This is a genomic window from Brevundimonas sp., assembly GCF_036963785.1.
Lineage (GTDB): Bacteria > Pseudomonadota > Alphaproteobacteria > Caulobacterales > Caulobacteraceae > Brevundimonas.
Genome location: NZ_JBALUS010000002.1, coordinates 306,292 through 328,842 on the forward strand (window position 1 = coordinate 306,292; position 22,551 = coordinate 328,842).

The 22,551-nt window shown below is 69.5% G+C and carries 21 protein-coding genes, 1 tRNA gene and 1 pseudogene; 7 read left to right on the forward strand and 16 right to left on the reverse strand.

Going from position 1 to position 22,551, the window contains the following annotated elements:
* The first annotated feature begins 41 nt into the window (after window positions 1–41).
* Window positions 42–1,433 carry a threonine synthase gene (gene thrC, locus V7672_RS05125; RefSeq protein WP_335623524.1) on the forward strand — a complete coding sequence of 464 codons (1,392 nt, stop codon included), beginning with the start codon at window positions 42–44 and terminating at the stop codon, window positions 1,431–1,433.
* On the opposite strand, the gene V7672_RS05130 is transcribed toward thrC, so the two are convergent.
* The 14 genes from V7672_RS05130 to V7672_RS05195 form a co-directional block, all read right to left on the reverse strand.
* Window positions 1,434–2,381 (reverse strand): homoserine kinase, encoded by a 948-nt coding sequence (locus V7672_RS05130; RefSeq protein WP_335623525.1) that lies wholly within the window; start codon window positions 2,379–2,381, stop codon window positions 1,434–1,436. It abuts the gene before it with no gap.
* 1 nt (window position 2,382) lies between these two features.
* Entirely contained in the window at window positions 2,383–4,131 is a 1,749-nt protein-coding gene (locus tag V7672_RS05135) for an amino acid kinase family protein (RefSeq protein WP_335623526.1), read from the reverse strand.
* Window positions 4,132–4,237: 106 nt separating this feature from the next.
* Entirely contained in the window at window positions 4,238–4,372 is a 135-nt protein-coding gene (locus tag V7672_RS05140; RefSeq protein ID WP_335623527.1) for a hypothetical protein, read from the reverse strand.
* A gap of 161 nt (window positions 4,373–4,533) precedes the next feature.
* A complete protein-coding gene (leuB, locus tag V7672_RS05145) occupies window positions 4,534–5,634 on the reverse strand; it encodes a 3-isopropylmalate dehydrogenase (RefSeq protein ID WP_335623528.1) in 1,101 nt (366 codons plus the stop codon).
* Window positions 5,634–6,224 carry a 3-isopropylmalate dehydratase small subunit gene (gene leuD, locus V7672_RS05150; RefSeq protein WP_335623529.1) on the reverse strand — a complete coding sequence of 197 codons (591 nt, stop codon included), beginning with the start codon at window positions 6,222–6,224 and terminating at the stop codon, window positions 5,634–5,636. The genes leuB and leuD overlap by 1 nt, the downstream gene beginning before the upstream one ends.
* The gene (leuC, locus tag V7672_RS05155; RefSeq protein ID WP_335623530.1) at window positions 6,217–7,629 is read right to left on the reverse strand and encodes a 3-isopropylmalate dehydratase large subunit; all 1,413 of its coding nucleotides are present in this window, start codon (window positions 7,627–7,629) and stop codon (window positions 6,217–6,219) included. The genes leuD and leuC overlap by 8 nt, the downstream gene beginning before the upstream one ends.
* A complete protein-coding gene (locus V7672_RS05160) occupies window positions 7,622–8,587 on the reverse strand; it encodes a branched-chain amino acid transaminase (protein WP_335623531.1) in 966 nt (321 codons plus the stop codon). The genes leuC and V7672_RS05160 overlap by 8 nt, the downstream gene beginning before the upstream one ends.
* The gene (locus tag V7672_RS05165; protein ID WP_335623532.1) at window positions 8,571–9,800 is read right to left on the reverse strand and encodes a 2-isopropylmalate synthase; all 1,230 of its coding nucleotides are present in this window, start codon (window positions 9,798–9,800) and stop codon (window positions 8,571–8,573) included. The genes V7672_RS05160 and V7672_RS05165 overlap by 17 nt, the downstream gene beginning before the upstream one ends.
* Entirely contained in the window at window positions 9,797–10,060 is a 264-nt protein-coding gene (locus V7672_RS05170) for an ACT domain-containing protein (RefSeq protein WP_335623533.1), read from the reverse strand. Before V7672_RS05170 ends, V7672_RS05165 begins: the two co-directional genes overlap by 4 nt.
* Window positions 10,061–10,062: 2 nt before the next feature.
* Complete coding sequence (gene ilvG / locus V7672_RS05175; protein WP_335623534.1) at window positions 10,063–11,769, reverse strand: acetolactate synthase 2 catalytic subunit; 1,707 nt, start codon at window positions 11,767–11,769, stop codon at window positions 10,063–10,065.
* 2 nt (window positions 11,770–11,771) lie between these two features.
* The gene (gene ilvC, locus V7672_RS05180; RefSeq protein ID WP_335623535.1) at window positions 11,772–12,785 is read right to left on the reverse strand and encodes a ketol-acid reductoisomerase; all 1,014 of its coding nucleotides are present in this window, start codon (window positions 12,783–12,785) and stop codon (window positions 11,772–11,774) included.
* A 3-nt stretch (window positions 12,786–12,788) separates the two neighbouring features.
* On the reverse strand, window positions 12,789–14,531 hold the full coding sequence (ilvD, locus tag V7672_RS05185; RefSeq protein WP_335623536.1) for a dihydroxy-acid dehydratase: 1,743 nt from the start codon (window positions 14,529–14,531) through the stop codon (window positions 12,789–12,791).
* 100 nt (window positions 14,532–14,631) lie between these two features.
* A complete protein-coding gene (locus V7672_RS05190) occupies window positions 14,632–14,784 on the reverse strand; it encodes a hypothetical protein (RefSeq protein ID WP_335623537.1) in 153 nt (50 codons plus the stop codon).
* 276 nt (window positions 14,785–15,060) lie between these two features.
* Window positions 15,061–15,150: transfer RNA gene (locus V7672_RS05195), tRNA-Ser, on the reverse strand.
* 307 nt (window positions 15,151–15,457) lie between these two features.
* On the opposite strand from V7672_RS05195, the pseudogene V7672_RS05200 reads away from it, so the two are divergent.
* From V7672_RS05200 to V7672_RS05225, 6 genes and pseudogenes are all read left to right on the forward strand, one after another.
* Window positions 15,458–15,844, forward strand: a pseudogene (locus V7672_RS05200) (septal ring lytic transglycosylase RlpA family protein); the annotation flags it as partial.
* 73 nt (window positions 15,845–15,917) lie between these two features.
* Window positions 15,918–16,562 carry a dTMP kinase gene (tmk, locus tag V7672_RS05205; RefSeq protein ID WP_335623538.1) on the forward strand — a complete coding sequence of 215 codons (645 nt, stop codon included), beginning with the start codon at window positions 15,918–15,920 and terminating at the stop codon, window positions 16,560–16,562.
* A complete protein-coding gene (locus V7672_RS05210) occupies window positions 16,559–17,536 on the forward strand; it encodes a DNA polymerase III subunit delta' (protein WP_335623539.1) in 978 nt (325 codons plus the stop codon). Before tmk ends, V7672_RS05210 begins: the two co-directional genes overlap by 4 nt.
* Window positions 17,530–18,318, forward strand: coding sequence for a TatD family hydrolase (locus V7672_RS05215; protein ID WP_335623540.1), 789 nt, complete (start codon window positions 17,530–17,532; stop codon window positions 18,316–18,318). Before V7672_RS05210 ends, V7672_RS05215 begins: the two co-directional genes overlap by 7 nt.
* Window positions 18,315–19,118 carry an MBL fold metallo-hydrolase gene (locus V7672_RS05220; RefSeq protein WP_335623541.1) on the forward strand — a complete coding sequence of 268 codons (804 nt, stop codon included), beginning with the start codon at window positions 18,315–18,317 and terminating at the stop codon, window positions 19,116–19,118. Before V7672_RS05215 ends, V7672_RS05220 begins: the two co-directional genes overlap by 4 nt.
* 15 nt (window positions 19,119–19,133) lie before the next feature.
* Window positions 19,134–19,838 carry a flavodoxin family protein gene (locus tag V7672_RS05225; RefSeq protein WP_335623542.1) on the forward strand — a complete coding sequence of 235 codons (705 nt, stop codon included), beginning with the start codon at window positions 19,134–19,136 and terminating at the stop codon, window positions 19,836–19,838.
* Between the two features lie 102 nt (window positions 19,839–19,940).
* Here the strand turns inward: V7672_RS05225 and V7672_RS05230 are convergent, their stop codons facing one another.
* Together V7672_RS05230 and V7672_RS05235 are read right to left on the reverse strand one after the other, a co-directional pair.
* Window positions 19,941–21,761 (reverse strand): LVIVD repeat-containing protein, encoded by a 1,821-nt coding sequence (locus V7672_RS05230; RefSeq protein WP_335623543.1) that lies wholly within the window; start codon window positions 21,759–21,761, stop codon window positions 19,941–19,943.
* Between the two features lie 22 nt (window positions 21,762–21,783).
* On the reverse strand, window positions 21,784–22,515 hold the full coding sequence (locus tag V7672_RS05235) for a DUF305 domain-containing protein (RefSeq protein ID WP_335623544.1): 732 nt from the start codon (window positions 22,513–22,515) through the stop codon (window positions 21,784–21,786).
* Window positions 22,516–22,551: the final 36 nt, after the last annotated feature.

Genomic DNA, 22,551 nt, shown 5'->3' on the forward strand with positions numbered 1-22,551 from the left:
GGTCAAATGCCGATAGCGGCGCGCGGCCGCAGGGACCATTGATGACTGCCTCGCCTTTCCCCGCCTACATCAGCACCCGGGGCGCGGCGCCGGCCGTGGATTTCGTCGGGGCGTTGCTGGCGGGCATGGCCCCCGATGGCGGCCTGTACGTCCCGGCATCCTGGCCCGACCTGCACGGCGCGTCCGGGCAATCCGCGAACGCGGCCGCCCGGGCGAACGCCATACTGACCGCCTTCGTCGGCGACGCCCTGGAGGCGGACGCCGTGGCGCGGGCGAGCGCGCGGCCGACCGACCGGTTTCCCGGTCCGGAGGCCACGCCGCTGGTGGAGCTGGAACCGGGCCTGTTCGTGCTCGAGCTGTTTCACGGGCCCACGGCGGCGTTCAAGGATTACGCCATGCAGATGGTGGCCGTGCTGGCTGAAGCAGCGATGGCCGGCCGGGGTGAACGGCTGCTGCTGGTGACCGCGACCAGCGGCGACACCGGTGCCGCCGCCGTGCGGGCTTTCGGCGATGTGGACAGGATCGATCTGGTGGTGCTGCATCCGCTGGGGCGGGTGTCGCCGGTGCAGCGGCTGCAGATGACCACGACCGGCGCCGCCAATGTGCTGAACCTGGCGGTGCGCGGCGACTTCGACGACTGCCAGCGGCTGGTGAAGGGGCTGTTGGCGGACCCCGGTCTGTCGGCCGACAGGCGGGTGAGTTCGGTGAATTCGATCAACTGGGGCCGGTTGGCCGGACAGATTCCCTACTACGTCAGTGCCGCAGGCGCGCTTGGCTCCGAAGCGGGCAAGGCGACCTATGTCGTGCCGACGGGCAATTTCGGCGACGCCTTCGCCGGTTGGGGCGCGCGGCGGATGGGGTTGCCGATGGCCGGACTGATCGCGGCGACGAACCGCAACGACGCCCTCGCGCGCGCGCTGGACACGGGCGTCTATGAGCGAACGACGGCCAGCCCGACCGCCAGCGTCAGCATGGACGTCCAGGCCCCCTCGAATTTCGAGCGGCTGGTGTTCGAGGCCTCCGGCCGCGACGCCGATCTGACTCGCGGTCTGTTCGGGGACTTCGCCCGCGACGGCCGTATGAGCCTGCCCGGCGAGCTGCTGGCGGCGCTGCGGCGCGAGGTGTCGGCGGTTTCGGTCAGCGAGGCGGACACGGCGCATGAAATCGCCCGCACCTGGGCCGACAACGGGCGGGTGATCTGTCCGCACACCGCCGTGGCGCTCCACGCTGCGCGACGGCTTGACCGGTCGGTCGGCCCCGTGGTCGCCCTGTCGACCGCCCATCCCGCCAAATTCCCGGAAGCCGTCGAGGCGGCCCTCGGCTTCGCGCCCAAGCGCCCACCGCAGTTGGAGGGGCTTGAGGGCCGGACGGAGCGGTTCGAGACGGTGGAGCCGACGCTGGAGGCCGTGCTGGCCGCGATCGGGTCGCGCTGATCAGGCGGCCAGCGCCGCGCCGGTCCACCAGTCGAGACGGCGCAGGAAGGGGGCCGGATCCTTGGGCGTGACCAGGGCCGCCGGATCGTGGAACAGCCGGTCGTGCAGACGGGTCAGGGTGAAACGCACAGCGGCGACCGCACCCAGATCCGGAAGGGCGGCGCGCTCGGCGGGGCTCAGCGGCCGGACGGATTCATAGCCCGCCTGGAAGGCGGTCAGGGCGGCAGGCATCGGCGCGCCCCCGGCGTCGAATCCCCAGGCCGACAGGGCGATGGCGAGGTCGTAGGCGAAGGCGTCGACGCAGGCGAAATAGAAGTCGATCAGACCGCTGGGCGCTCCGGACTCGAACAGCAGATTGTCCGGGAAATAATCGGCATGGATGGGCCCTTGCGGCAGGCCGGCGGCGGAGTTCGGCGCGTCCTCGGCGACCCACGGTGCCAGCCGCTCGAGGATCCGCCGGTCGGCGCCTGCAGCGCGCGAGCTGCACCGCTCGAACAGCGCCCGGCGGGCGGCGGGCCCCACGGGATTGGTCCGCACCGCCGGATAGTCGGCCGCCGCCAGATGCAGGCGGGCCAGCAGGGCGCCGCCCGCCGCCTGATCGGCGAGCGACAGCTCGGCCCTGGCGACCCCCGGCAGCCAGTTGAGAATGGCCGCGGGCCGCCCGTTCAGCCGGCCGATCGACTGGCCTTCGCCGTCAACCAGGGCGCGGGCGCAGGGCAGGCCGCGCTCGGCCGCGTGCCGGGTCAGGCCGAGGCAGAAGGGCAGGGCGCTCTCGTCGGTCCGGCCCTCGAACAGGGTCAGGACGAAGCGCCCCTGATCGGTGTCCAGACGGTAGTTGGTGTTCTCCACCCCTTCGGCGATGGGCGTCAGGGCGCGCAGCGGCCCGAGCCCGAAGCGACGAATGAAGGGTTCGGCCTCGGCCTCTTCCACGGGGGTGAACACCGCCATGTCAGGCGTCCTGCAGCGCGAAGCGGCGGGCGGCGAGCTCGCCAAGATCGGCCAGCAGGCTTTCGGCCGTGGGCCAGCGGCCGGCGCCGCGCCCCCGGCAACGCCCCTCGGATCCGTCCGCGCCGATGACCTTCAAGGCGTTCCGCTCCCCGTTCAGCGCGGCGAACAGGGGATCCAGCGCGCCGGCGACCAGCCGAACCTCGGCGACCACCCGGCCATTGTCCAGACGGCATCGACACAGCTGGCGGGCGCCGGGCGGCGGCGGGGCGTCCGCCGACAGGACGTCGCGCGGGATATCGACCTCATCCGGCATCTGGCCGAACGCCTCGAACGCCAGCAGACGCACCTTGGCGGCGGCATCGAGGCCCTCTAGGTCGGAGGACGGATCCTCCTCGGCGAAGCCGGCGGCGCGCGCATCGGCCAGGGCCTGGTCGAAGGAGGCGCCATCGCCCAGACGCTCGAGCATGAAGTTGACCGTGCCGTTCAGCACCGCCTCAAAGGCCGCCACCGGACCGCCAGCACGGGCGGCGCGCAGGGTCTCGACCATGGGCGCGCCGCCGCCGATCGAGGCCGACCACAGCAGCTTGGCCTCATGCGCCTCGGCGAGCGTCAGCAGGCCGGCGGGGTCGCGGCTGACGGCCTGTTTGTTGGCGCTGGCGACATCGACGCCGCGCTGCAGGGCGGCGCGGATCACGGCGTGACCGGCGTCGGCCTCCGACAGGGCCTCCAGCAGGATGTCCGGGCCGCGATCCAGCAGGGCGTCGGCATCGTCGACCAGCAGGGGCGCGAGGGCCTCGGCCGGAAAGCCGGGGATGTCGCGGGGCTTGGCCGGATCGCGGACCAGCACGCCGACCACCTCGACGCGGGCGTCGACCAGCAGGCGCGACAGGGCCCCGCCGCCGACAACGCCGCATCCCGCGACGGCGACCTTCAACCGACGACGCGGCGGGACGCGGCGCGGCGGCGCGCCCTCGGCCCCGATCGCCGTGCGGTGGCCGTCGGCATGATTGCGGACCTCGACGCACAGCCCCCGCGCTTCCGCCAGATCGAGGGCGTCCGGCTGAACCAGACCGCCGCCCCGGGCCTTGGCCTCGGCCCAGCTGGCCTGATCGTAGCGGCGGGCGTCGGGGTCGGCGTTGGGGTCGCGGTCGTAGAGGCCGTCGACGTCCTTCACCAGCTGAACGTGGTCGAGGCCGAGCTCGGCGGCGAGGAACAGGGCGGTGAGGTCCGACCCGCCCCGGCCCAGCAGCACCGCCCGGCCGTCAGGATCGAGCGCGCCAAAGCCGGGCACCACAACCACCTCGTGACGCGCAAGAGCCTGCGCCAGGACCGCGCGGTCGAGGGCCACGGGCCGGGCGTGTTCGCACGGCCCCTCGGCGCGGATGCCGAGCTCGCGCACCGTGAGGGTCGCGGCGTCCAGTCCGATCCGGTCGCAGGCCAGGGCCGTCAGCGCCGCCGACCGCTCCTCGCCCTGCACGACATAGGCCGGCAGCAGGGGATTGTCGTGGGCGAGGCCGAGCCCGCGCGCCTCGGCCAGCAGGCGGTCGGTCTCGCCGGCGAAGGCGGAGACGACGGCGACGACCCGGCAACCGCGCCGGACCTCGGCGTAGATGTCGGAGGCGACGGCGGGCGCATCGGCCGGACCGGCCAGTACCGAACTGCCGAACTTCATCACGACGACAGGCGCGCCGGGCAGGGGGAGGGCCGCGACGGCGGCGGGCTGGGGTCGGACAAGGGCGAGACTGGGCATGGTCGGAACTTTCGGATGAGGCTGATGGGGGGGAGTGCGGACATGAAAAACCCCGCGCGGGGGTCCGGGCGGGGTTGGGTTGAGGCGATCCTGAGTGTGGTGCGCGCTAACCTGTCCCCGCCGTGGGCGTGGTGGTGGTGGTGATCGTGGTGGTGGTCATACCGAGGCCGCTGGCGCGCGCGTCTGCACCGCCGCGCGAGGCGGCCGAAGTGACGGGCAAGAGGGCGGCGGAACGGTTCAACGGGCCGGGCTCACGTGAAAGGCGGACAACAGGCTGCGGGCCGACACGCCTGCCGTCAAGCCATTTGGCAAGATTATTGCTCGCCGCGAGCCGACGCGGGGGCCGAACGGGGACGATCTGCCCAAGGTGCGCTGTATACGACACGGTTTCACCCGCCATGCTCACGCCCAATGCATCTGGATACGATGGGCCGCAGCCCAATGGATGGCGCGCAGGCCGTCGATCACGGCGTTGGCCGCCGCGCGTGTGCCCAGGCTTCCGCCCAGATCCTGGGTCACGGCGCCGGCCGACAGGACAGCGGCGACGGCGGCCTCGACCGATCCGGCCTCGTCCTCCAGACCGAGGCTGTGGCGCAGCATCAGCGCTGCCGACAGGATGGTCCCCACGGGGTTAGCCTTGTCCTGAGCGGCGATGTCGGGGGCCGAGCCGTGGATGGGTTCGAACAGGCCCGGCCCGCCGGTGCCCAGCGAGGCCGAGGGCAGCAAGCCGATGGAGCCGCCCAGCACCGAGATTTCGTCCGACAGGATGTCACCGAACATGTTCTCGGTCAGGATGACGTCGTACTCGCGCGGCTTGCGGATCAGATGCATGGCCATGGAATCGACCAGGGCGTGCTCCAGCTCGACGCGCGGGAATTCCTCGGCGTGGATGCGGGTCACGACCTCGCGCCACAGGCGACTGGTTTCCATCACATTGGCCTTGTCGACCGACGTGACCTTGCCGCGCCTCTGCTGGGCGGTCCGGAAGGCGGCGCGGGCGATGCGTTCGATCTCGGGCACCGTATATTCGCACAGGTCGGTCGCGCGGTCGGCGGTGCGGCTCTTCTCGCCGAAATAGATGCCGCCGGTCAGTTCGCGGAACACGATCAGGTCGACGCCCTCGACGATCTCGCGTTTCAGCGGTGAGCGGTGGGCCAGCACGGGCGAGACCTGCAGCGGGCGCAGATTGGCGAACAGGCCCATGGCCTTGCGCAGGCCCAGCAGACCTTCTTCAGGCCGGCGTGCGCCGCCGTCCCATTTCGGCCCGCCGACCGCGCCCAGCAGCACGGCGTCTGCGGCGAGGCAGGCGGTGACGGTCTCTGGCGGCAGGGGATCGCCGGTCGCATCGATGGCCGCGCCGCCGATCAGATGTTCGCGGAAGCGGAACGTGTGGCCGAAGTAGTCACCGATCACGGTCAGCACGGCCTGGGCAGCGGCGGTGACCTCGGGGCCGACGCCATCGCCCGGCAGGACGACGATCTCATAGGTGCGGGGAGCGGGCATCAGGCGGTTTCCATTTCGTGAGCGGCTTCGAAGGCCGCGATGTCGGGCAGGCGGGCTTGCAGCCAGCCCAGGGTGTCGACGCCGTCCAGCAGGCAGCGGCGGGCGAACCGCTCGACCGTGAACGGCGTGGGCGCGGCATTGCCACGGCGGATTTCCCCGGCTTCCAGATCGATGGTCACCGGCTGGTCGGCAAAGGCGGCAAGGTCGTCCCAGGTCGCCTGGTCCACCTCGATCGGCAGCAGGCCTGTCTTGAGGGCGTTGGAGGTGAAGATGTCGGCGATCGAGGTCGAGATCACCGCGCGGAAGCCGTAATCGACCAGGGCCCAGGGCGCGTGCTCGCGCGAGGAGCCGCAGGCGAAATTCGGTCCCGCCAGCAGGATACGCCGCTCGACCGGATCGATCCGGTTCAACACCGCCTCGGGCCTCGGCGAGCCGTCAGTCTCATAGCGCCAGTCATAGAAGGCAGCCTCGCCCAGCCCCTCGCGCGAGGTGGTGGTCAGGAAGCGGGCCGGGATGATCTGGTCGGTGTCGATATTGGCCTGGCTGAGCACCACGGCCTTCGACGTCAGGGCGCGAAACGGTTCAGGCATCGACGGCCTCCTTCAGATAGACGCGCGGGTCGGTCAGGACCCCGGCCACGGCGCTGGCCGCAGCGGTGGCGGGGCTGGCGAGGATGGTGCGCGCCCCCTTGCCCTGGCGGCCCTCGAAATTGCGGTTGGAGGTCGAGACGGCGAGCTGTCCCGGACCGACGACATCGCCGTTCATGGCAATGCACATGGAGCAGCCTGGCAGGCGCCATTCGGCCCCGGCTTCAACGAAAACCCGGTCCAGGCCCTCGGCCTCGGCGTCGCGACGCACGGCCTCCGAGCCAGGCACCACCAGCATGCGGACGCCGGGGCTGACCCTGCGGCCGCGCAGCACCTCGGCGGCCGCGCGCAGGTCCGGCAGTCGGCCGTTGGTGCAACTTCCGACGAAGACGACGTCGACCGGATGGCCGGTCGTGGCCTCGCCCGGGGCGAAACCCATATAGGCCAGGGCCTTCTCGTCCGAGGCGTCGCGCGGGGCCGGGACGGGGGCGCCGACCGGAGAGCCGGCATCGGGCGTGGTGCCCCAGGTCGCCATCGGCCGGATCGCCGCGCCGTCGATCTCGATCTCGGAATCGAACACCGCCCCGGGGTCGCTTTTCAGGGTCAGCCAGTCGGACGCCGCGCGCCCGAAGGCCTCGCCCGCCGGGACATATCGGCGGCCCTGCAGCCAGGCGATGGTCACGGCATCGGGGGCGATCATGCCCGCCCGTGCCCCGGCCTCGATCGACATGTTGCAGACGGTCATCCGCCCTTCCATGTCCAGCGACCGGATGGCCTCGCCGGCGTATTCGATGACATGGCCCGAGCCACCGCCGAAGCCCAGACGGGCGATGATGGCCAGGGCCACATCCTTGCCCGAAACGCCGGGCTGAAGCCGGCCGGTGACGGTGACCCGCATGGCCTTGGGCTTGCGCTGCAGCAGGCATTGGGTCGCCAGGACGTGACCCACTTCCGACGTGCCGATACCGAAGGCCAGAGCGCCGAAGGCGCCGTGCGTCGCCGTATGGCTGTCGCCGCAGACGACCGTCATGCCCGGGCGGGTCAGACCCAGCTCGGGCCCCATGACATGAACCACGCCGCGATCGTCGCTGTCCCAGCCGGCCAGCCGGATCCCATGCCGCGCGCAGTTGGCCTCCAGCCGCTCGACCTGGGACCGCGCCGCCGGGGTGACATAGGGCCGCTCGCCGTCGGCCCCAGGGGGCAGGGTGGGGGTGGAGTGGTCAAGGGTGGCAAAGGTCCGGTCGGGCCTTCGCACCGCCAGACCGCGCGCCTCGATCTCGCTGAAGGCCTGCGGGCTGGTGACCTCGTGCACCAGGTGCAGGTCGATATAGAGGACACCCGGCGTGTCCACCGTCTCCGGCGTGACCACGTGCCGGTTCCAGACCTTGTCGAACAGGGTCTCAGGCATGTTCGACCTCGCGCTTCGGCGCGGCAGCGGGCGCCGCGATCGGCTCCAGCCAGCCGAAGCGGTCGGGCGTCGTCCCGTCGAACAGGCCGCGGAAGGCGGCGTTGACGGCCTTTGTCACCGGCCCCGGCCCGGCGCAGCGGGTAGCGATGCCGTCGACCGAGCGAACCGGGGTGATCTCGGCCGCCGTGCCGGTCATGAATATCTCGTCGGCGACGTAAAGGGCCTCGCGCGGCAGGATCTGTTCGCGGGTGTCATAGCCGAGGCCGCGCGCCAGCTTCAGCACGCTGTCGCGGGTGATGCCCATCAGGATGGAGGCGGCCGCCGGCGGGGTGATGATCTCGCCGTCCTTGGCCAGAAACAGGTTCTCGCCCGCGCCTTCCGACAGCCGCCCGTCGGTGCCCAGGGCGATGCCTTCGCCAAAGCCGCCGACCCGCGCCTCGCGTCCGATCAGATACGACGACAGATAGTTGCCGCCGGCCTTGGCCCCCGAGGGCACGGTGTTGGGGGCGATGCGCGACCACGAGGTGACGCAGGCGTCGACGCCCTTCTCCAGCGCCTCATCGCCCAGATAGGCGCCCCACGGGAAGGCGGCGATCGCCACATCGATGGTCATCTGGTCGGGAGAGGGCGTCACCCCCATGCCGCACTGGCCGAGGAAGGCGATGGGCCGGATGTAGGCGCTGCGCAGGCCGGTGGCCCTCACCGTCGCCTTGCAGGCCTCGACCAGTTCTGCCTCGGTGTATGGCAACTCGAAATGATACATCCGGGCGCTGTCGAACAGGCGGCGCACGTGGTCGGTCAGGCGGAAGCCGCGCGGCCCGTCCGGGGTGTCATAGACGCGGATGCCCTCGAACACCGAGGTACCGTAGTGGAGCGCGTGGCTCATCACATGGATCTTCGCATCGGCCCAGGGCGTCAGCGCGCCATTGATCCAGATATGTTCAGCCAGCGGCCGCATAGGCGTACTCCTGTCGGGGGGCGGCGTCGGGGCGCGAGGCCTCGATGATCGCCAGCAGTTCGTGGTCGTTGATCTCGCCGATCTGGTCGGCGCGGGCCTTGAAGCCGGCGAAGGCGGCGGCCAGGTGCGGACCGCTGACAGGGTAGCCCAGGGCCTCGGCGCGCTTGGCGACGGCATGGCGCCCCGAGTGCTTGCCCAGCACGAACCAGGTGCCCTCGAAGCCGACGTCCTGGGGCCGCATGATCTCATAGGTCGACGGATCGGCCATCATGCCGTGCTGGTGGATCCCCGCCTCGTGGGCGAAGGCGTTCAGGCCGACGATGGCCTTGTTGCGAACGACCGGCGTGTGGGTGATCTCGCTCAACAGGCGGCTGGCGCGGACCAGATGGGAGGTGTCGACGCCGGTGCGCAGGCCATAGCGGTCCGAGCGGGTGCGGATGGCCATGACCATCTCCTCGATCGAGGCATTGCCGGCCCGTTCGCCGATGCCGTTGATGGCCCCTTCGACCTGACGCGCGCCGGCCTCGACGGCGGCCAGCGAGTTGGCGACGGCCATGCCCAGGTCGTCGTGGCAATGGGCGGAGAAGACGACGTGCGGGAAGCGGGCACGGACGGTGGCGATGAGGGTGCCGAAGATGGCGCCGATCTCGCCGGGCGTTGAATAGCCGACGGTGTCGGGGATGTTCAGGGTGGTGGCCCCGGCCGCCGCGGCGACCTCGCACACCTCGGCCAGGAACTCCGGCTCGGTGCGGATGGCGTCCTCGGGGCTGAACTCGACGTCCTCGAAGCGGGTGCGGGCATAGGCGACGGCGCGTTCTGTCGCGGCCAAGACCTCGGCCTTCGACATCTTCAGCTTGGCCGAGCGGTGGATCGGACTGGTGCCCAGGAAGATGTGGCAGCGCCGCTCCTCCGTCCCGCGCAGGGCGCGATAGGCGGCGTCGATGTCGGCCTCGTTCGACCGGGCCAGGGAGCAGAAGACCGGGCCTTCGACCTCGCCGACCACGCGGCGTACGCCTTCCTCGTCGCCGGGCGAGGCGGCGGCGAAGCCGGCCTCGACGACATCGACCTTCAACTCGGCCAGCACCCGGGCCATGCGGACCTTGTCGTCCGGGCCCATGGAGAAGCCGGGCGCCTGTTCGCCGTCACGCAGGGTGGTGTCGAAGACCACGACCTTGTCCGGATCGGCGGCGACGGCGGTTTGTACCCTGGTCATGCCGCTACCTCGGGATGGAAGGCGGCGGCCGGGGCTGCGATGCGGGTGACGCCGAACAGCCTGTCGATCTGCCGGCCCAGGGTGTGGGGGCAGCGGGCGGCATCGCGTCCGCGCACGGCCAGTTCGACGCGGCGGCCCTGGCCCTCGTCGCGCAGCGTCATGCCGTCGATGTGGAAGCCGCGGCGTTCCACCAGACCGATCAGGCGCTGGAGCGAGCCGTCGGCGCGGTCAATGTTCAGGTGCAGGGTCTCGGTGCTCATGGTCAGGCGCCTTCCATCATTTCGGCGTTGCTCTTTCCAGGCGGGACCAGCGGCCACACGTTTTCCCGGGGGTCGATGATCACGTGGGCGAGGCAGGGGCCTTGGGCGGCCAGCAGGCGGGCGATCCCGGCCTGAACCTCCTCGCGCCGACTAATTCGGAAGGCCTCGATGCCGAAGGCCTCGGCGACCCGGACGAAGTCCGGATTGTCGGACAGGTCGATCTCCGAGTAGTTGCCGTCAAAGAACAGCTCCTGCCACTGGCGCACCAGACCCAGCGCGCTGTTGTCCAGCAGGAGGACTTTCACCGCCACGCGGTAGCGGCGCAGGGTCGCCAGCTCCTGGACGTTCATCATGAAGCCGCCGTCGCCGGCGATGACGACGACCGTGGCGTCGGGTTCGGCCAGCTTGGCGCCGATGCCGGCGGGCAGGCCGAAACCCATCGCCCCCAGGCCGCCCGAGGTGATGTGGGCCTCCGGCCGGGAAAAGCGGCAGTGCTGGGCGGCCCACATCTGGTGCTGGCCGACATCGCAGGCGGCGACGAAGTGGTCGCCGGCGGCTTCGGACACGGCGCGCAACAGGGCAGGGGCGAAGACGCCCTCGCCCGGCGCGTCGGCATAGCGGAAGGCGGTGCGCTGGACCCGGCTGGCGCAGTGGATCATCCACGGGTCGATGGTCAGGGTCTGGCCCGCCAGATGCGCGGTCAGGGCCTCGACACCAGGGGCCAGTTCGCCGGCGACCGGGATCCAGGCCTCGCGCAACTTGCCGATCTCCGAGGCGTCGATGTCAAAATGGATGACCCGGGCGTGGGGGGCGAACTCGGCCAGCTTGCCGGTCGCGCGGTCGTCGAACCGGGCCCCGAAGACGATCAGCAGATCGGTCTCCTGCACCGCCTCGTTTGCGGCGCGCGTGCCGTGCATGCCCAGCATGCCCTGGAAGCCCGGGGCGTCCGTGGGGATGGTGCCCAACGCATTCAGGGTCGCGACCGACGGGATGCCGGTGGCGTCGGCGAAGGCCCGGACCTGTTCCGTCGCGCGGCCGATCTTCACGCCGCCGCCGACATAGATCAGCGGGCGTCGGGCGTCGCGGATGGCCTGGGCCGCCGCGGCGATGGCGTCATGGTCGATGGTCCCGATCGTGTTCGGACAGGAGAAGCCGAAGTCCTCGGTCGTCTGACCGACCTGGACATCCTTGGGCAAGTCGATCAGCACCGGACCGGGACGGCCCGAGGCGGCGATGTGGAAGGCCTCCTCGACCGCGGCCGGAATGTCGGCCGGATCGCGCACCAGGATGGAATGTTTCACGATCGGCAGGGTGACGCCCAGGATGTCGATCTCCTGGAAGGCGTCCGTGCCCATGACGCCCTGGGCGACATTGCCGGTGATACAGACGACGGGGACGGAATCCATCATCGCATTGGCGATGCCGGTGATCAGATTGGTCGCCCCCGGACCGGAAGTGGCCAGGCAGACGCCGACCTTGCCGCTGCGCCGGGCATAAGCGTCTGCGGCGAAGGCGGCGGCCTGTTCGTGCCGCACCAGGATGTGGCGCAGGTTCGACCCGGCCAGGGCGTCATAGACCGGCATGATCGCGCCGCCGGGATAGCCGAACACGACCTCCACCCCCAGCCGCTCCAGGGTGGAGACGAGCAGACGGGCGCCGCTTTTCGGGGCGACGGCGGGTTCGGGCATGCGGACGGCGGAGGCGGTCATGGTCAGGCGGCTTCGGACTTGGGCGCGTGCAGCCAGGCCATGCGTTCGCGCAGCCGGGCCCCGGTGATCTCGATGGGTTGCGCGCCGTCGGCCTTGACCCAGGCGTCGTAGCGGGGCTTGCCGGCCTCGTTCTCGGCGATCCATTCGCGGGCGAACTGACCCGACTGGATCTCGTCCAGGACGGTCTTCATCCGGGCGCGGGTCTCATCGGTGATGATGCGCGGGCCGGACTTGACCGAGCCCCATTTCGCCGTCTCCGAGATGAACTCATTCATCCGGGTGATGCCGCCCTCGTAGAACAGGTCCACGATCAGCTTCAGCTCGTGCATGCACTCGAAATAGGCGATCTCGGGCTGGTAGCCGGCCTCGACCAGGGTGTTGAACCCGGACATGACCAGCTCCTTGGCACCGCCGCACAGGACGGCCTGTTCGCCGAACAGATCGGTCTCGGTTTCCTCGCGGAAGGTCGTTTCCAGCAGACCGCCGGTCGCGCTGCCGTTGCCCCGGGCATAGCCCATGGCGCGGTCGCGGGCCTTTCCGGTCGCATCCTTCTCGATGGCGAACAGCGAGGGGACGCCCCGGCCGCGCTGGAATTCGCGACGGACCAGATCGCCCGGCCCCTTGGGCGCGACCAGGATGACGTCCATGTCCGCGCGCGGTGTGATCCGGCTGTAGATGATCGAAAAGCCATGGGCGAACAGGATGGCCGCGCCCTGTTTGGCGTTGGGTTCGATGATGTCGCGATAGACCTCGGCCTGGACCATGTCCGGGGTCAGGATGGCGATGATGTCCGCATCGCGAACGGCTTCGGCCGGCTCGGCGGTCGGGACGCCGTCGGCGGTGGCGTTCTTCCAGCCCCTGCCGCCGTGGCGGACGCCAGCGACCACGTCGTGGCCGGAGTCCTTCAGGTTCTGGGCGTGGGCCCGGCCCTGCGAGCCGTAGCCGATGATGGCGATGCGCTGGCCGGCGATGGCGCCGGGCCGGATATCCTCGTCGGTGTAGATGGTGATGGCCATGGTTCAGGCGTCCTCTCGGGCGGAATGGGTTGCGGTTTCGGCAGGGCGCTGAACCGGCGGGGGATCGGGAATGGTCACGGCGCCCTGGGCGGCCGAGGCCACCGAGGCGCGATATTTGGCGAAGACTCCGTGGGCCGGTCGCATCGTGCGCGGCGCGAAGTCAGCACGGCGCGCGGCCAGATCGGCGTCGACGTCGATCCGTCGGTTGGTGACGTCGATGGCGATGCGGTCGCCGTCGCGGATCAGGGCGATGGGGCCACCGACGGCGGCTTCCGGCGAGACATGGCCGGCGACGAAGCCGTAGCTGGCGCCCGAGAAGCGGCCGTCGGTGATCAGGGCGACATTGTGGATGCCGCGGCCCTTCAAGGCGGCTGTGACCTGCAGCATCTCGCGCATGCCCGGACCGCCCCTGGGCCCCTCGTAGCGGATGACGATGACGTCGCCCTCGCCGACCGACCCGTCCTGGACCGCGTGGAAAGCGTCCTCCTCGCTGTCGAAGACGCAGGCCGGACCCTCGAACCGGTCGACCTTGTGGCCGGTCAGCTTGATGACCGCGCCGTCGGGGGCGACGTCGCCGTAGATGACGGCGTAGCTGCCGCGATCCATGACCGGGCCGGTGAAATCCGTGACGACCTGCTGGCCCGGAGTTTCCTCGGCCTCGGACGCCTCGGCGAACAGGCTGCGGCCGCTGACGGTCGGGGCATTGACGATCTTCCCCGCCGCCGCCATCCGCTGGGTGACCAGCCGCGTGCCGCCGGCCGCGAACAGGTGCGAGGCCAGGAAGCGGCCACCGGGCTTCAGGTCGCAGATGACCGGGGCGTCAACACAGGCCTGATGACAGTCCTCGATACCGAATTCGATACCGGCCTCGGCGGCGATGGCGGTCAGGTGCATGACGGCGTTGGTCGAACCGCCGGAGGCCGACACGGCGGCAGCGGCGTTCCTCAGGCTGGCGCGGGTAATGTATTTGCGCGCCGTGTCGCCCGCGAAGACGCGCTCGACGATCAGCCGGCCGCAGCGCTCGCCCTCGGCGGCCTTGGCCGGATCGACGGCGGGCACGTCACTGGCGCCCATGGGCGACAGCCCCATGACCGTCAGGGCCATGGCCATGGTGTTGGCGGTGAACTGACCGCCACAGGCCCCGGCACCGGGGCAGACGGCGCTCTCGACCGCTTTCAGGCCGGCGTCGTCCAGCGCCCCCGCCGCATGGGCGCCGATGGCCTCGAAGATGTCCTGGACCGAGACCTCGCGCGCGCCGATGCGGCCGGGCAGGATGGTGCCGCCGTAATAGACCAGACCGGGGATATCCATCCGCGCCAGGGCCATGGCCGCCGCCGGGATGGTCTTATCGCAGCCGACGATGCAGATGACGCCGTCCAACTGGTGGCCCTCGACGGCCAGCTCGATCGAGTCGGCGACGACCTCGCGGCTGATCAGCGAGGCCTTCATCCCCGCCGTGCCCATGGAGATGCCGTCGGTGACGACGATGGTGTTGAAATCGACCGGATAGCCGCCGGCCGCGACGATGCCGGCGCGGACGTCCTTCGCCAGCCGGTCCAGATGCATGTTGCAGGGCGTCACCGACGACCAGGTGTTGACGACCGCGATCATCGGCTTGTCGAAGTCCGCGTCCTGCATGCCCGCGGCGCGCAGATAGCTGCGGGCGGCGGCCCGGTTCGGACCGGCCGTGACCGCGCGACTTCTCGCGTTCGGCGGCTGGTCGTCTGAGGTAAAATCTTGCGTCATGGCGGGCGTCGGTTCCGGGAGAGATCCGGACCGCGCGCAACAAAAAACCCGCTTCCTTTCGGGAGCGGGTGGCTGCGGGCGATCCTGAAGGGGCTTGGGTTCAGGTTGCGTGCATCCACACCGCTCCGGGGAGCAGCACAAGCGATACAGCGAGAATAAGGGCGGTGAGGGCGATCTGGACGTTCAGCGCGCGCACTGACGCAATCGCCATGACGGCGGCATTGCGGTCGGCGATGAAGGCGCGTCTGGCCAAGTCGAGCTCCAGTTCTGCCGAAAGGCTAACCCGAACGTGCTGCACCGCACAAGGCCCGGCGGGAGAAATATTTCACGGATGAGGCGCAAGCGCCCCTATGGCGCACAAACTGACCTTTCGAGTCCGTCCCGCCGACCGCTGGCGGTGTTGACGGTTCAGCCAGGCCGCGATCCGGTCGTGGTGAGCAGAGCGAGGCCAGGATCAAGACCCGGGCTCCGGGCGTCTGCCGGGCTGGCGGAGAGGCCGCCTTGTCTGGGACTTCGGGGACCTGGACGATGGCGGACAGGGTGGGATTCGAACCCACGGTAGGCTTCCACCTACGGCGGTTTTCAAGACCGCTGCCTTAAACCACTCGGCCACCTGTCCCCGGCATGGATCGGCCTCATAGCAGGGGGAGGGGGCGTTAACCAAAGAAGAAAATGATGCGGGCATTCTGACGGCCTCATTTTGATTTCGGGGCCGGTGCGTCATGTCCACACCTGTATCTGCGGTTCGCATTCTGACGGTCGTGTTGGCGGGGCTGAGCCTGTCGGCGTGTGGCACGGTCGGGGCGGCAGCGGGGCTGGCGGGGGATGTGGCCGAGGGCGGCTATAGTCTCGCGGCGGGCACGGTGCGGCTGGGGGCGCGGGCGACGGGCCTGACCGGCGGCTCGCGGGGCGGCGCCTCGGTTCGGGTCGACAATCCGGCGCCGATCGTGTCGGGCACCATGCGGCCCTATCAGATCCGGGGGCGCTGGTATCATCCGGCCGAGGACCCGAACTACGAGGAGGTCGGCATGGCGTCCTGGTACGGGCCGGGCTTTGACGGGCGGCCCACGGCGACCGGCGAGCGGTTTGATCAAAACGCCCTGACGGCGGCGCACAAGACCCTGCCGCTGCCCGGTCTGGTCGAGGTGACCAATCTCGACAACGGGCGCTCCGTGGTGCTGCGCCTGAACGACCGGGGGCCCTTCGTGGACGGCCGGATCATCGATCTGTCGCGCGGGGCGGCGGACGAACTGGGCCTGTTGCAGCGCGGCGTGGGCCGGGTCCGGGTGCGCTATCTGGGGCCGGCGCCGAGGCTGTAGGGCGCGCACCTGTTGATATCGACGCATCGGGCTTGGTTTCGACCCGGCATGTCGCCATTCTGGCCGGATGACGCGCGGACGGTTCATCACCTTTGAAGGCGGAGAGGGCAGCGGCAAGTCCACCCAGGCGGGGCGGCTGGCCGAAAGGCTGCGCGCGCGGGGCCTCGAGGTCCTGCTGACGCGCGAGCCCGGGGGCTCCCAGGGCGCTGAAGCGATTCGCGAGCTGGTGGTCAACGGCGAGGGGGAGCGCTGGTCGCCGCAGACCGAGGTGCTGCTGATGTTCGCGGCGCGCAACGATCATCTGGAGCGTACGATCCGCCCGGCGCTGGCCGCCGGACACTGGGTGATCTGTGACCGGTTTGCGGACTCCAGCCGGGCCTATCAGGGCGGCGGCGGCGGCGTCGACCGGGCCTTAATCGAGACGCTGGATCAGGCCGTGGTCGGGGCGGACCAGCCGGATCTGACGCTGATCTTTGACCTGCCGGTCGAGGAGGGGCTGGAGCGCGCCTTTGGCCGGGGACTGTTCGAGACGCGGTTCGAATCCAAGGGCGTGGCGTTTCACGAGCGGCTGCGGCAGACCTTTCTCGGCATTGCCGCCGAGCATGCCGACCGCTGTCGGGTGATCGATGCGCGGGGCACCGAGGATGGCGTGGCGCTGCGCGTCTGGGATGCGATCGAGGCGCGGCTGCCCCTGCCGAAGGTGCCGGCGTGACGGTCCATCCGCGGGATCGCTATGACGAGGTCAGCCATGAGGCGGCCGAACAGGCGTTTGTCGATGCCATGACGGGCGGGCGGTTGCATCACGGCTGGCTGCTGTGCGGGCCCGAGGGCGTGGGCAAGGCGGGTTTTGCCTATCGCGCCGCCCGGCGCCTGCTGGGAGCGGCCCCGGATCCTTCGCGAGGCCCGCTGGGCAGTGCGCCCGGGGACCCGACCAACCAGCTGATCGCGGCCCAGTCGCATCCCGACCTGATGGTGCTGGAGCGGGTGACCGAGGGCACCAAGGCGCGCAAGACCATTTCGGTCGATCAGGCGCGCGAGCTGCCGGGATTCTTTTCCAAGAGCCCGTCGCGGTCGCAGTGGCGGGTCGCAATCGTCGACAGCGCAGACGACCTGAACGTCAACGCGGCCAATGCCTTGCTCAAGATTCTTGAGGAGCCACCGCAGCGAGGCGTGCTGTTTCTGGTGGCCCATTCGCCCGGGCGGCTCCTGCCGACCATCCGGTCGCGGTGCCGGCGTCTGAGCTTTCCGATCTGGAGCGAGGACCGGCTGGCGGCCCTTTTGCAGGACCGCCTGGGATTGGAGAGTGAGCAGGCCCGGGCGACGGCGCGGGCCGCCGGCGGATCGCCGGGACGCGCCCTGTCGCTGGCGGGCGATGAGGTGGCGGGCATCGACGCCCTGGTCGGCAACTGGATGCGCGGCGCGGACATGAGCGCCATCATCCCGGTCGCCGAGAGCCTGAAACGGGCGGATGGCGGGCCGAAATTCGACCTGATCCTGGATCGGCTGGCCGCCGCGGTGAAGGGGCGGGCGCTGTCGGGCGGGCCGGGCGCGGATGCCTGGGCCGAGCTGTGGTCCAGCATCCAGACGCGGGCCGACCAGACGGCGGGGCTGAACCTGGACCGGCAGGATGTGCTGTTCAGCCTGATGGCCGAGCTGGACCGGGCCAGGGCGCGCGCCGCATGCTGATCGACAGTCACGTCAATCTGCACGCGCCCCAATTCGACGAGGACCGCGATGCGGTCATCGCCCGGGCCCGCGAGGCCGGGGTCGGGCTGATGGTCGAGATTTCCGACCGGCTGTCGACCTTTGAGGCCACCCACGGCCTGGCCATGGCGCACGACGACATCTGGTGCACCGTCGGGGTGCACCCGCATGAGGCGCGACACTATGAGGATCTGACCATCGAGCGGCTGGTGGAGCTGGCGCGGCGAGAAAAGGTTGTTGGAATAGGGGAGTGCGGGCTGGACTTCCACTATGATCTCAGTCCCCGCGAGGCCCAGGCGGCCGTGTTTCGCGTACATGTCGAAGCGGCGCGCCGGACGGGCCTGCCGCTGGTGGTGCACACGCGGGAAGCCGATGAGCTCATGGGTGCCATCCTGCGCGAGGAAATGGCGGCCGGGCCGTTCAAGCTGTTAATGCATTGCTACACAAGCGGAGCAGAACTGGCGCAATTGGCAGCGGAATTAGGCGCCTGGTTCTCGGTCTCCGGCATTGCGACCTTCAAGGCGGCCGAGGATGTGCGGGCGGTGATCCGCGACATGCCGGGCGACCGGATCATCGTCGAGACCGACTGTCCGTATCTGGCACCGGTGCCGCACCGGGGGCGCCGGAACGAGCCGGCCTATGTGGGGCATGTGCTGGACAAGCTGGGCGAGATCCGGGGATGGAGCCGTGACGAGGCCGAGACGCGGACGACGGATGCCTTCTTCGTCCTGTTCGACCGCATACCCCGACCGGAGGGCGCATGAGCCGCGAGCTGGAAGTTGTGGTCCTCGGCTGCGGGTCGTCGGGCGGGGTGCCGCGGGGAGACGGGGACTGGGGCGCCTGTGATCCGGCCGAGCCCAAGAACCGGCGCATGCGCTGTTCGATGCTGGCGCGCCTGACAGGGCCAGACGGCGAGACGACGGCCCTGATCGATACCTCACCGGACCTGCGCGAACAGGCGCTGATGTCCGGTTTGAAACGGATCGATGCGGTGCTCTACACCCACGATCACGCCGACCAGACGCACGGGATTGATGATCTCAGGGTCTTCGTGCTGCGCAACCGGGCCCGGATTCCGGCCTGGATGGACCCGCCCACGCGGGCGGCGCTCGAGAGCCGCTTTCCCTATATCTTCATGGACCAGCAGGGCTATCCGGCGCTGCTGGAGGCGCGGGACACCCCCCCGCACGGGACGCCCTGGGCCGTGGACGGGGCAGGGGGATCCCTCCCGGTCGTGACCTTTGATCAGGGGCATGGGCCGATCCGCTCGGTCGGCTATCGCCTGGGCCCGGTCAGCTATTCCAGCGATGTGGATGCCCTGGATGATGAGGCGCTGGAGGCGGTGCGCGGAAGTGAGCTCTGGATCGTGGATGCACTGCGCTGGACGCCGCATCCGACCCACGCCCACGTCGACCGGGCGCTGGAGTGGATTGAACGAACCGGCGTGCCGAACGCTCTACTGACCAACCTGCACCTCGACCTCGACTATCGATCGCTGAAGTCGCGCCTGCCGGCCCATGTCGATGTTGCCCATGACGGATGGACCGCGCGCTTCAGTCTCTGACGAAAGGACTTCCGCGTGGCCCGATATGATGACCTCAAGGCCCTGTTCCTCAACTGCAGCCTGAAGCGCTCCGGCGAAGCCTCCCACACCCAGACCCTGATGGATGTCGCGATCAGCATCATGGAGGCCAATGGCGTCTCGACGACGACGATCCGCTGCGCCGATCTGGACATGCCGCCGGGGGTGCAACCCGATATGACCGAACACGGCTTTGCGACCGACGGCTGGCCCGAGGTGCAGAAGCAGGTAATGGACGCCGACATCCTGGTGATCGGCACACCCATCTGGCTGGGCGACAAGTCGTCGATCTGCACCCGGGTGATTGAGCGGCTGTACGGCTATTCCGGCAAGCTGAACGACAAGGGGCAATATGCCTACTACGGGCGCGTCGGCGGCTGCATCGTAACAGGCAATGAAGACGGCATCAAACATGTCGGGATGAACGTCCTGTATTCCTTGCAGCATCTTGGATATGTGATCCCGCCGCAGGCTGATGCCGGCTGGATCGGTGAAGCCGGACCCGGACCGTCCTATGGCGATGACGGCAAGGTCGGCCTGGACAATGAGTTCACCCAGCGCAACACGACCTTTATGGCCTGGAACCTGATGCACATGGCGCGCATGCTGAAGGATGCGGGCGGCATTCCGGCCCATGGCAACCAGAAGACCCTGTGGGACAAGGGCGAGCGCTTCGACCATCCCAATCCGGAATACCGCTGAGCGGCATCCGTAATTTCACATAATATACCTTAGGCGATAACTGGACACCGGGAAAAGCCCGCCGGAATTGCACCGGCGGGCTCCGCTTTTGTCAGATCAACCTCAGCCGGCGGCGCCGGCCAGCACCTCGGCCAGGGCCTTCATGCGGCGGGCCGCCAGCGGCGCGACGCCCTGGGTCTCGGCCGAGGCCGTCAGCGACGCGACCACGGACGCGGCGGCGATCGAGTCGATCCGGCCGGCACGCCAGCCGTCGATGACCGTCGAGACCTGTCCGGCCAGAGCGGCGTCGATGGCATCGGCGCGCTTCAGCTGGTCCAGATAGGCGCCGGCGACGTCGGGCGTATTGGCCCAGCTGACCCGCGTCTGGGTTTGCGGGTTGATCTCGTCCTGCATCACCGCTTCGGCAGCAGCGATCTCAGCGGCCGACAGCTGATCCGACGGGACAAGACGCAGGACGTCGAGACCACGCGCGATCTCGCTGGAGTAGATGCGGCCGTTGAACCAGTAGGCCGACCACGAACCGCCGATCATCAGCCGCTCGCCCAGCGGGCCACGGTCGAAATAGGCGATTTCCATCGGGTTCATCGGGTCGGTGAAGTCCATGATGGAGACGCCGCCCTGGTACCAGGCCTGGACCATCAGGTCGCGGCCGGGCACCGGGATGATGTTGCCGTTGTGGGCCACGCAGTTTTCGTTGGCGCCCTGGACCGACGGCAGCTTGTGGAAGGCACGGCCGCGCAGTTCACCGTTGGTGATGGTGGCGACCAGGTTGGCGCCCCAGTTGCCCGGCGCATCGGCGGTGCAGCGTGGCGAGGTGCCGCCGCCCCACTCGTCGGTGAAGACCACCTTGTCGCCGGAGTTGGCGAAGGTCGCCGAGTGCCAGTAGGCCATGTCGGCGTCGAAGATGTCCGAGATCCGCTGCGGGTTCTTCGGATCGGAAATGTCCAGCAGGATGCCGTTGCCGGAGCAGGCACCGGCGGCCTGACCGATTTCCGGGAAGACCGTGATGTCATGACAGTGGTTGGTGCGGGCCGTGGCCTGGCTGGCGACGCCGGCGCGACCGCCCATCCACAGACCGGCGACGGCGCCCGTTTCGCGATCCTCGAAGATGCGCGGACGGTTGACGATGGCGGCGTCCTGCGGACGATCCAGCGGCACCTCGATCACGTCGATCGAATACAGGGCCGTGTCGGGGTTGGTACCGGGCTCGCCGTCCGAACAGATCGACAGTTCGTCGCTGCGGCGGACGCCCGAGGTGGCCGAATTGTAGATGTAGAGGACGTTGGAATCGGCCGGGTTCGGCACCAGGGTGTGGGTGTGCGATCCGCGGCACGTCTGGACGGCCGCGACCTGCTGCGGCGCCTTGATGTCGCTGATGTCGAAGATCCGCACGCCGCGGAAGCGCTCGGGGTTCACGGCGCCGTCGGCACCCGACGCGCCGCAGTCGATCCGGCCATTGTTCTGCTCGACCGACATGAACAGCAGATTGCCGTGGACCGACACATCGCCCTGCCCGCCCGGGCAGACGACAGAGGTCACCAGCTGCGGCTCCCCTGCCCCGCTGATGTCATAGATGTTGAAGCCGTTGAAATTGCCGACGAACAGCTTGCCGTCCGAGACGGCCATGTCGCTGTTGGCGAGCGCCAGAGGGCTGTAGCGCGGCGGGTTGGCGCGGTAGGCGGCGGCCTCTTCACGGGTGGTCGGCGGGGCGAAGATGGCGTCCGGGTCGAAGAAGCCCGGAGGCGGGGCCAGCGTATGCTCGAGCGCCAGGCCCGAGCTGGCCTCGGCCGCATCATAGATGCCGGGCGCGAGTTCGGTGCGCTCGTCGGAGGGAATGGTCTGGACCTGGGCCGAGGCGACGCTGGCCCCCAGCAGGACGGCCATGGCGGCGACGGATGAATACAGGGCTTTGCGAACAAACATGGCCGCTCCTTGGGTCAAGGGTTCAGAGTTCAGACAGAAGGGATTGCATACGCAGGATTTCAGCCGACTGGTCGGCCACGACGGACGAGGCAAAGTCTGAGAGCATCGGGTCATTGCCGGAGTCGGAATAGGACAGCAGCTCATCGACCATGTCGAGGGCGCCCTGATGGTGCTGGATCATGCCCTCAAGGAACAGGCGATCGAATTCGGGCCCTTCGGCGGCGGCCAGGGCGCGCATCTGGGCGGGCGACAGCATGCCCGGCATGATCGGAACCGTGTCCGGATCGACTGGGGCGGCGCCGTGATCGCCATGGCCGGCGTGGGCGTCGTGGCCCGCGTGAGCGTCATGGGAGGTCGAGGCCGGCGCTGCAGGCCCATGACCGGCGTGAAGATCGGCGGCTTCCAGCGGCAGGCCGCGTGACAGAAGCCAGTTCTGCATCAGGTCGATCTCGGCTTCCTGGCTGAGGGCGATGCGACGACCGATGGCGCGGACGGCGGGCGAACTGGCCCGGGTCTGCAGCAGTTCGACCATCTCCACGGCCTGGCCATGGTGGACGATCATGTGCTGCATGAAGCGCACGTCTTCATCGGTGTAGGTCGTGCGGCTGAGGTCCACCGCCTCGGCGGCCGTGATCTGGCGCGAGGCGGCACCGGGGGCACCGGGGTTGACGATCGGGGCTGCTGCCGGGTCCTGGGCGACCGGATCCTGGCTGACGATCAAACCCGCCAGGGCAATGCCCAGATAATGCAACAAGACGCGAACCCTTACCCGCTTCAGACGCGGGCAGAC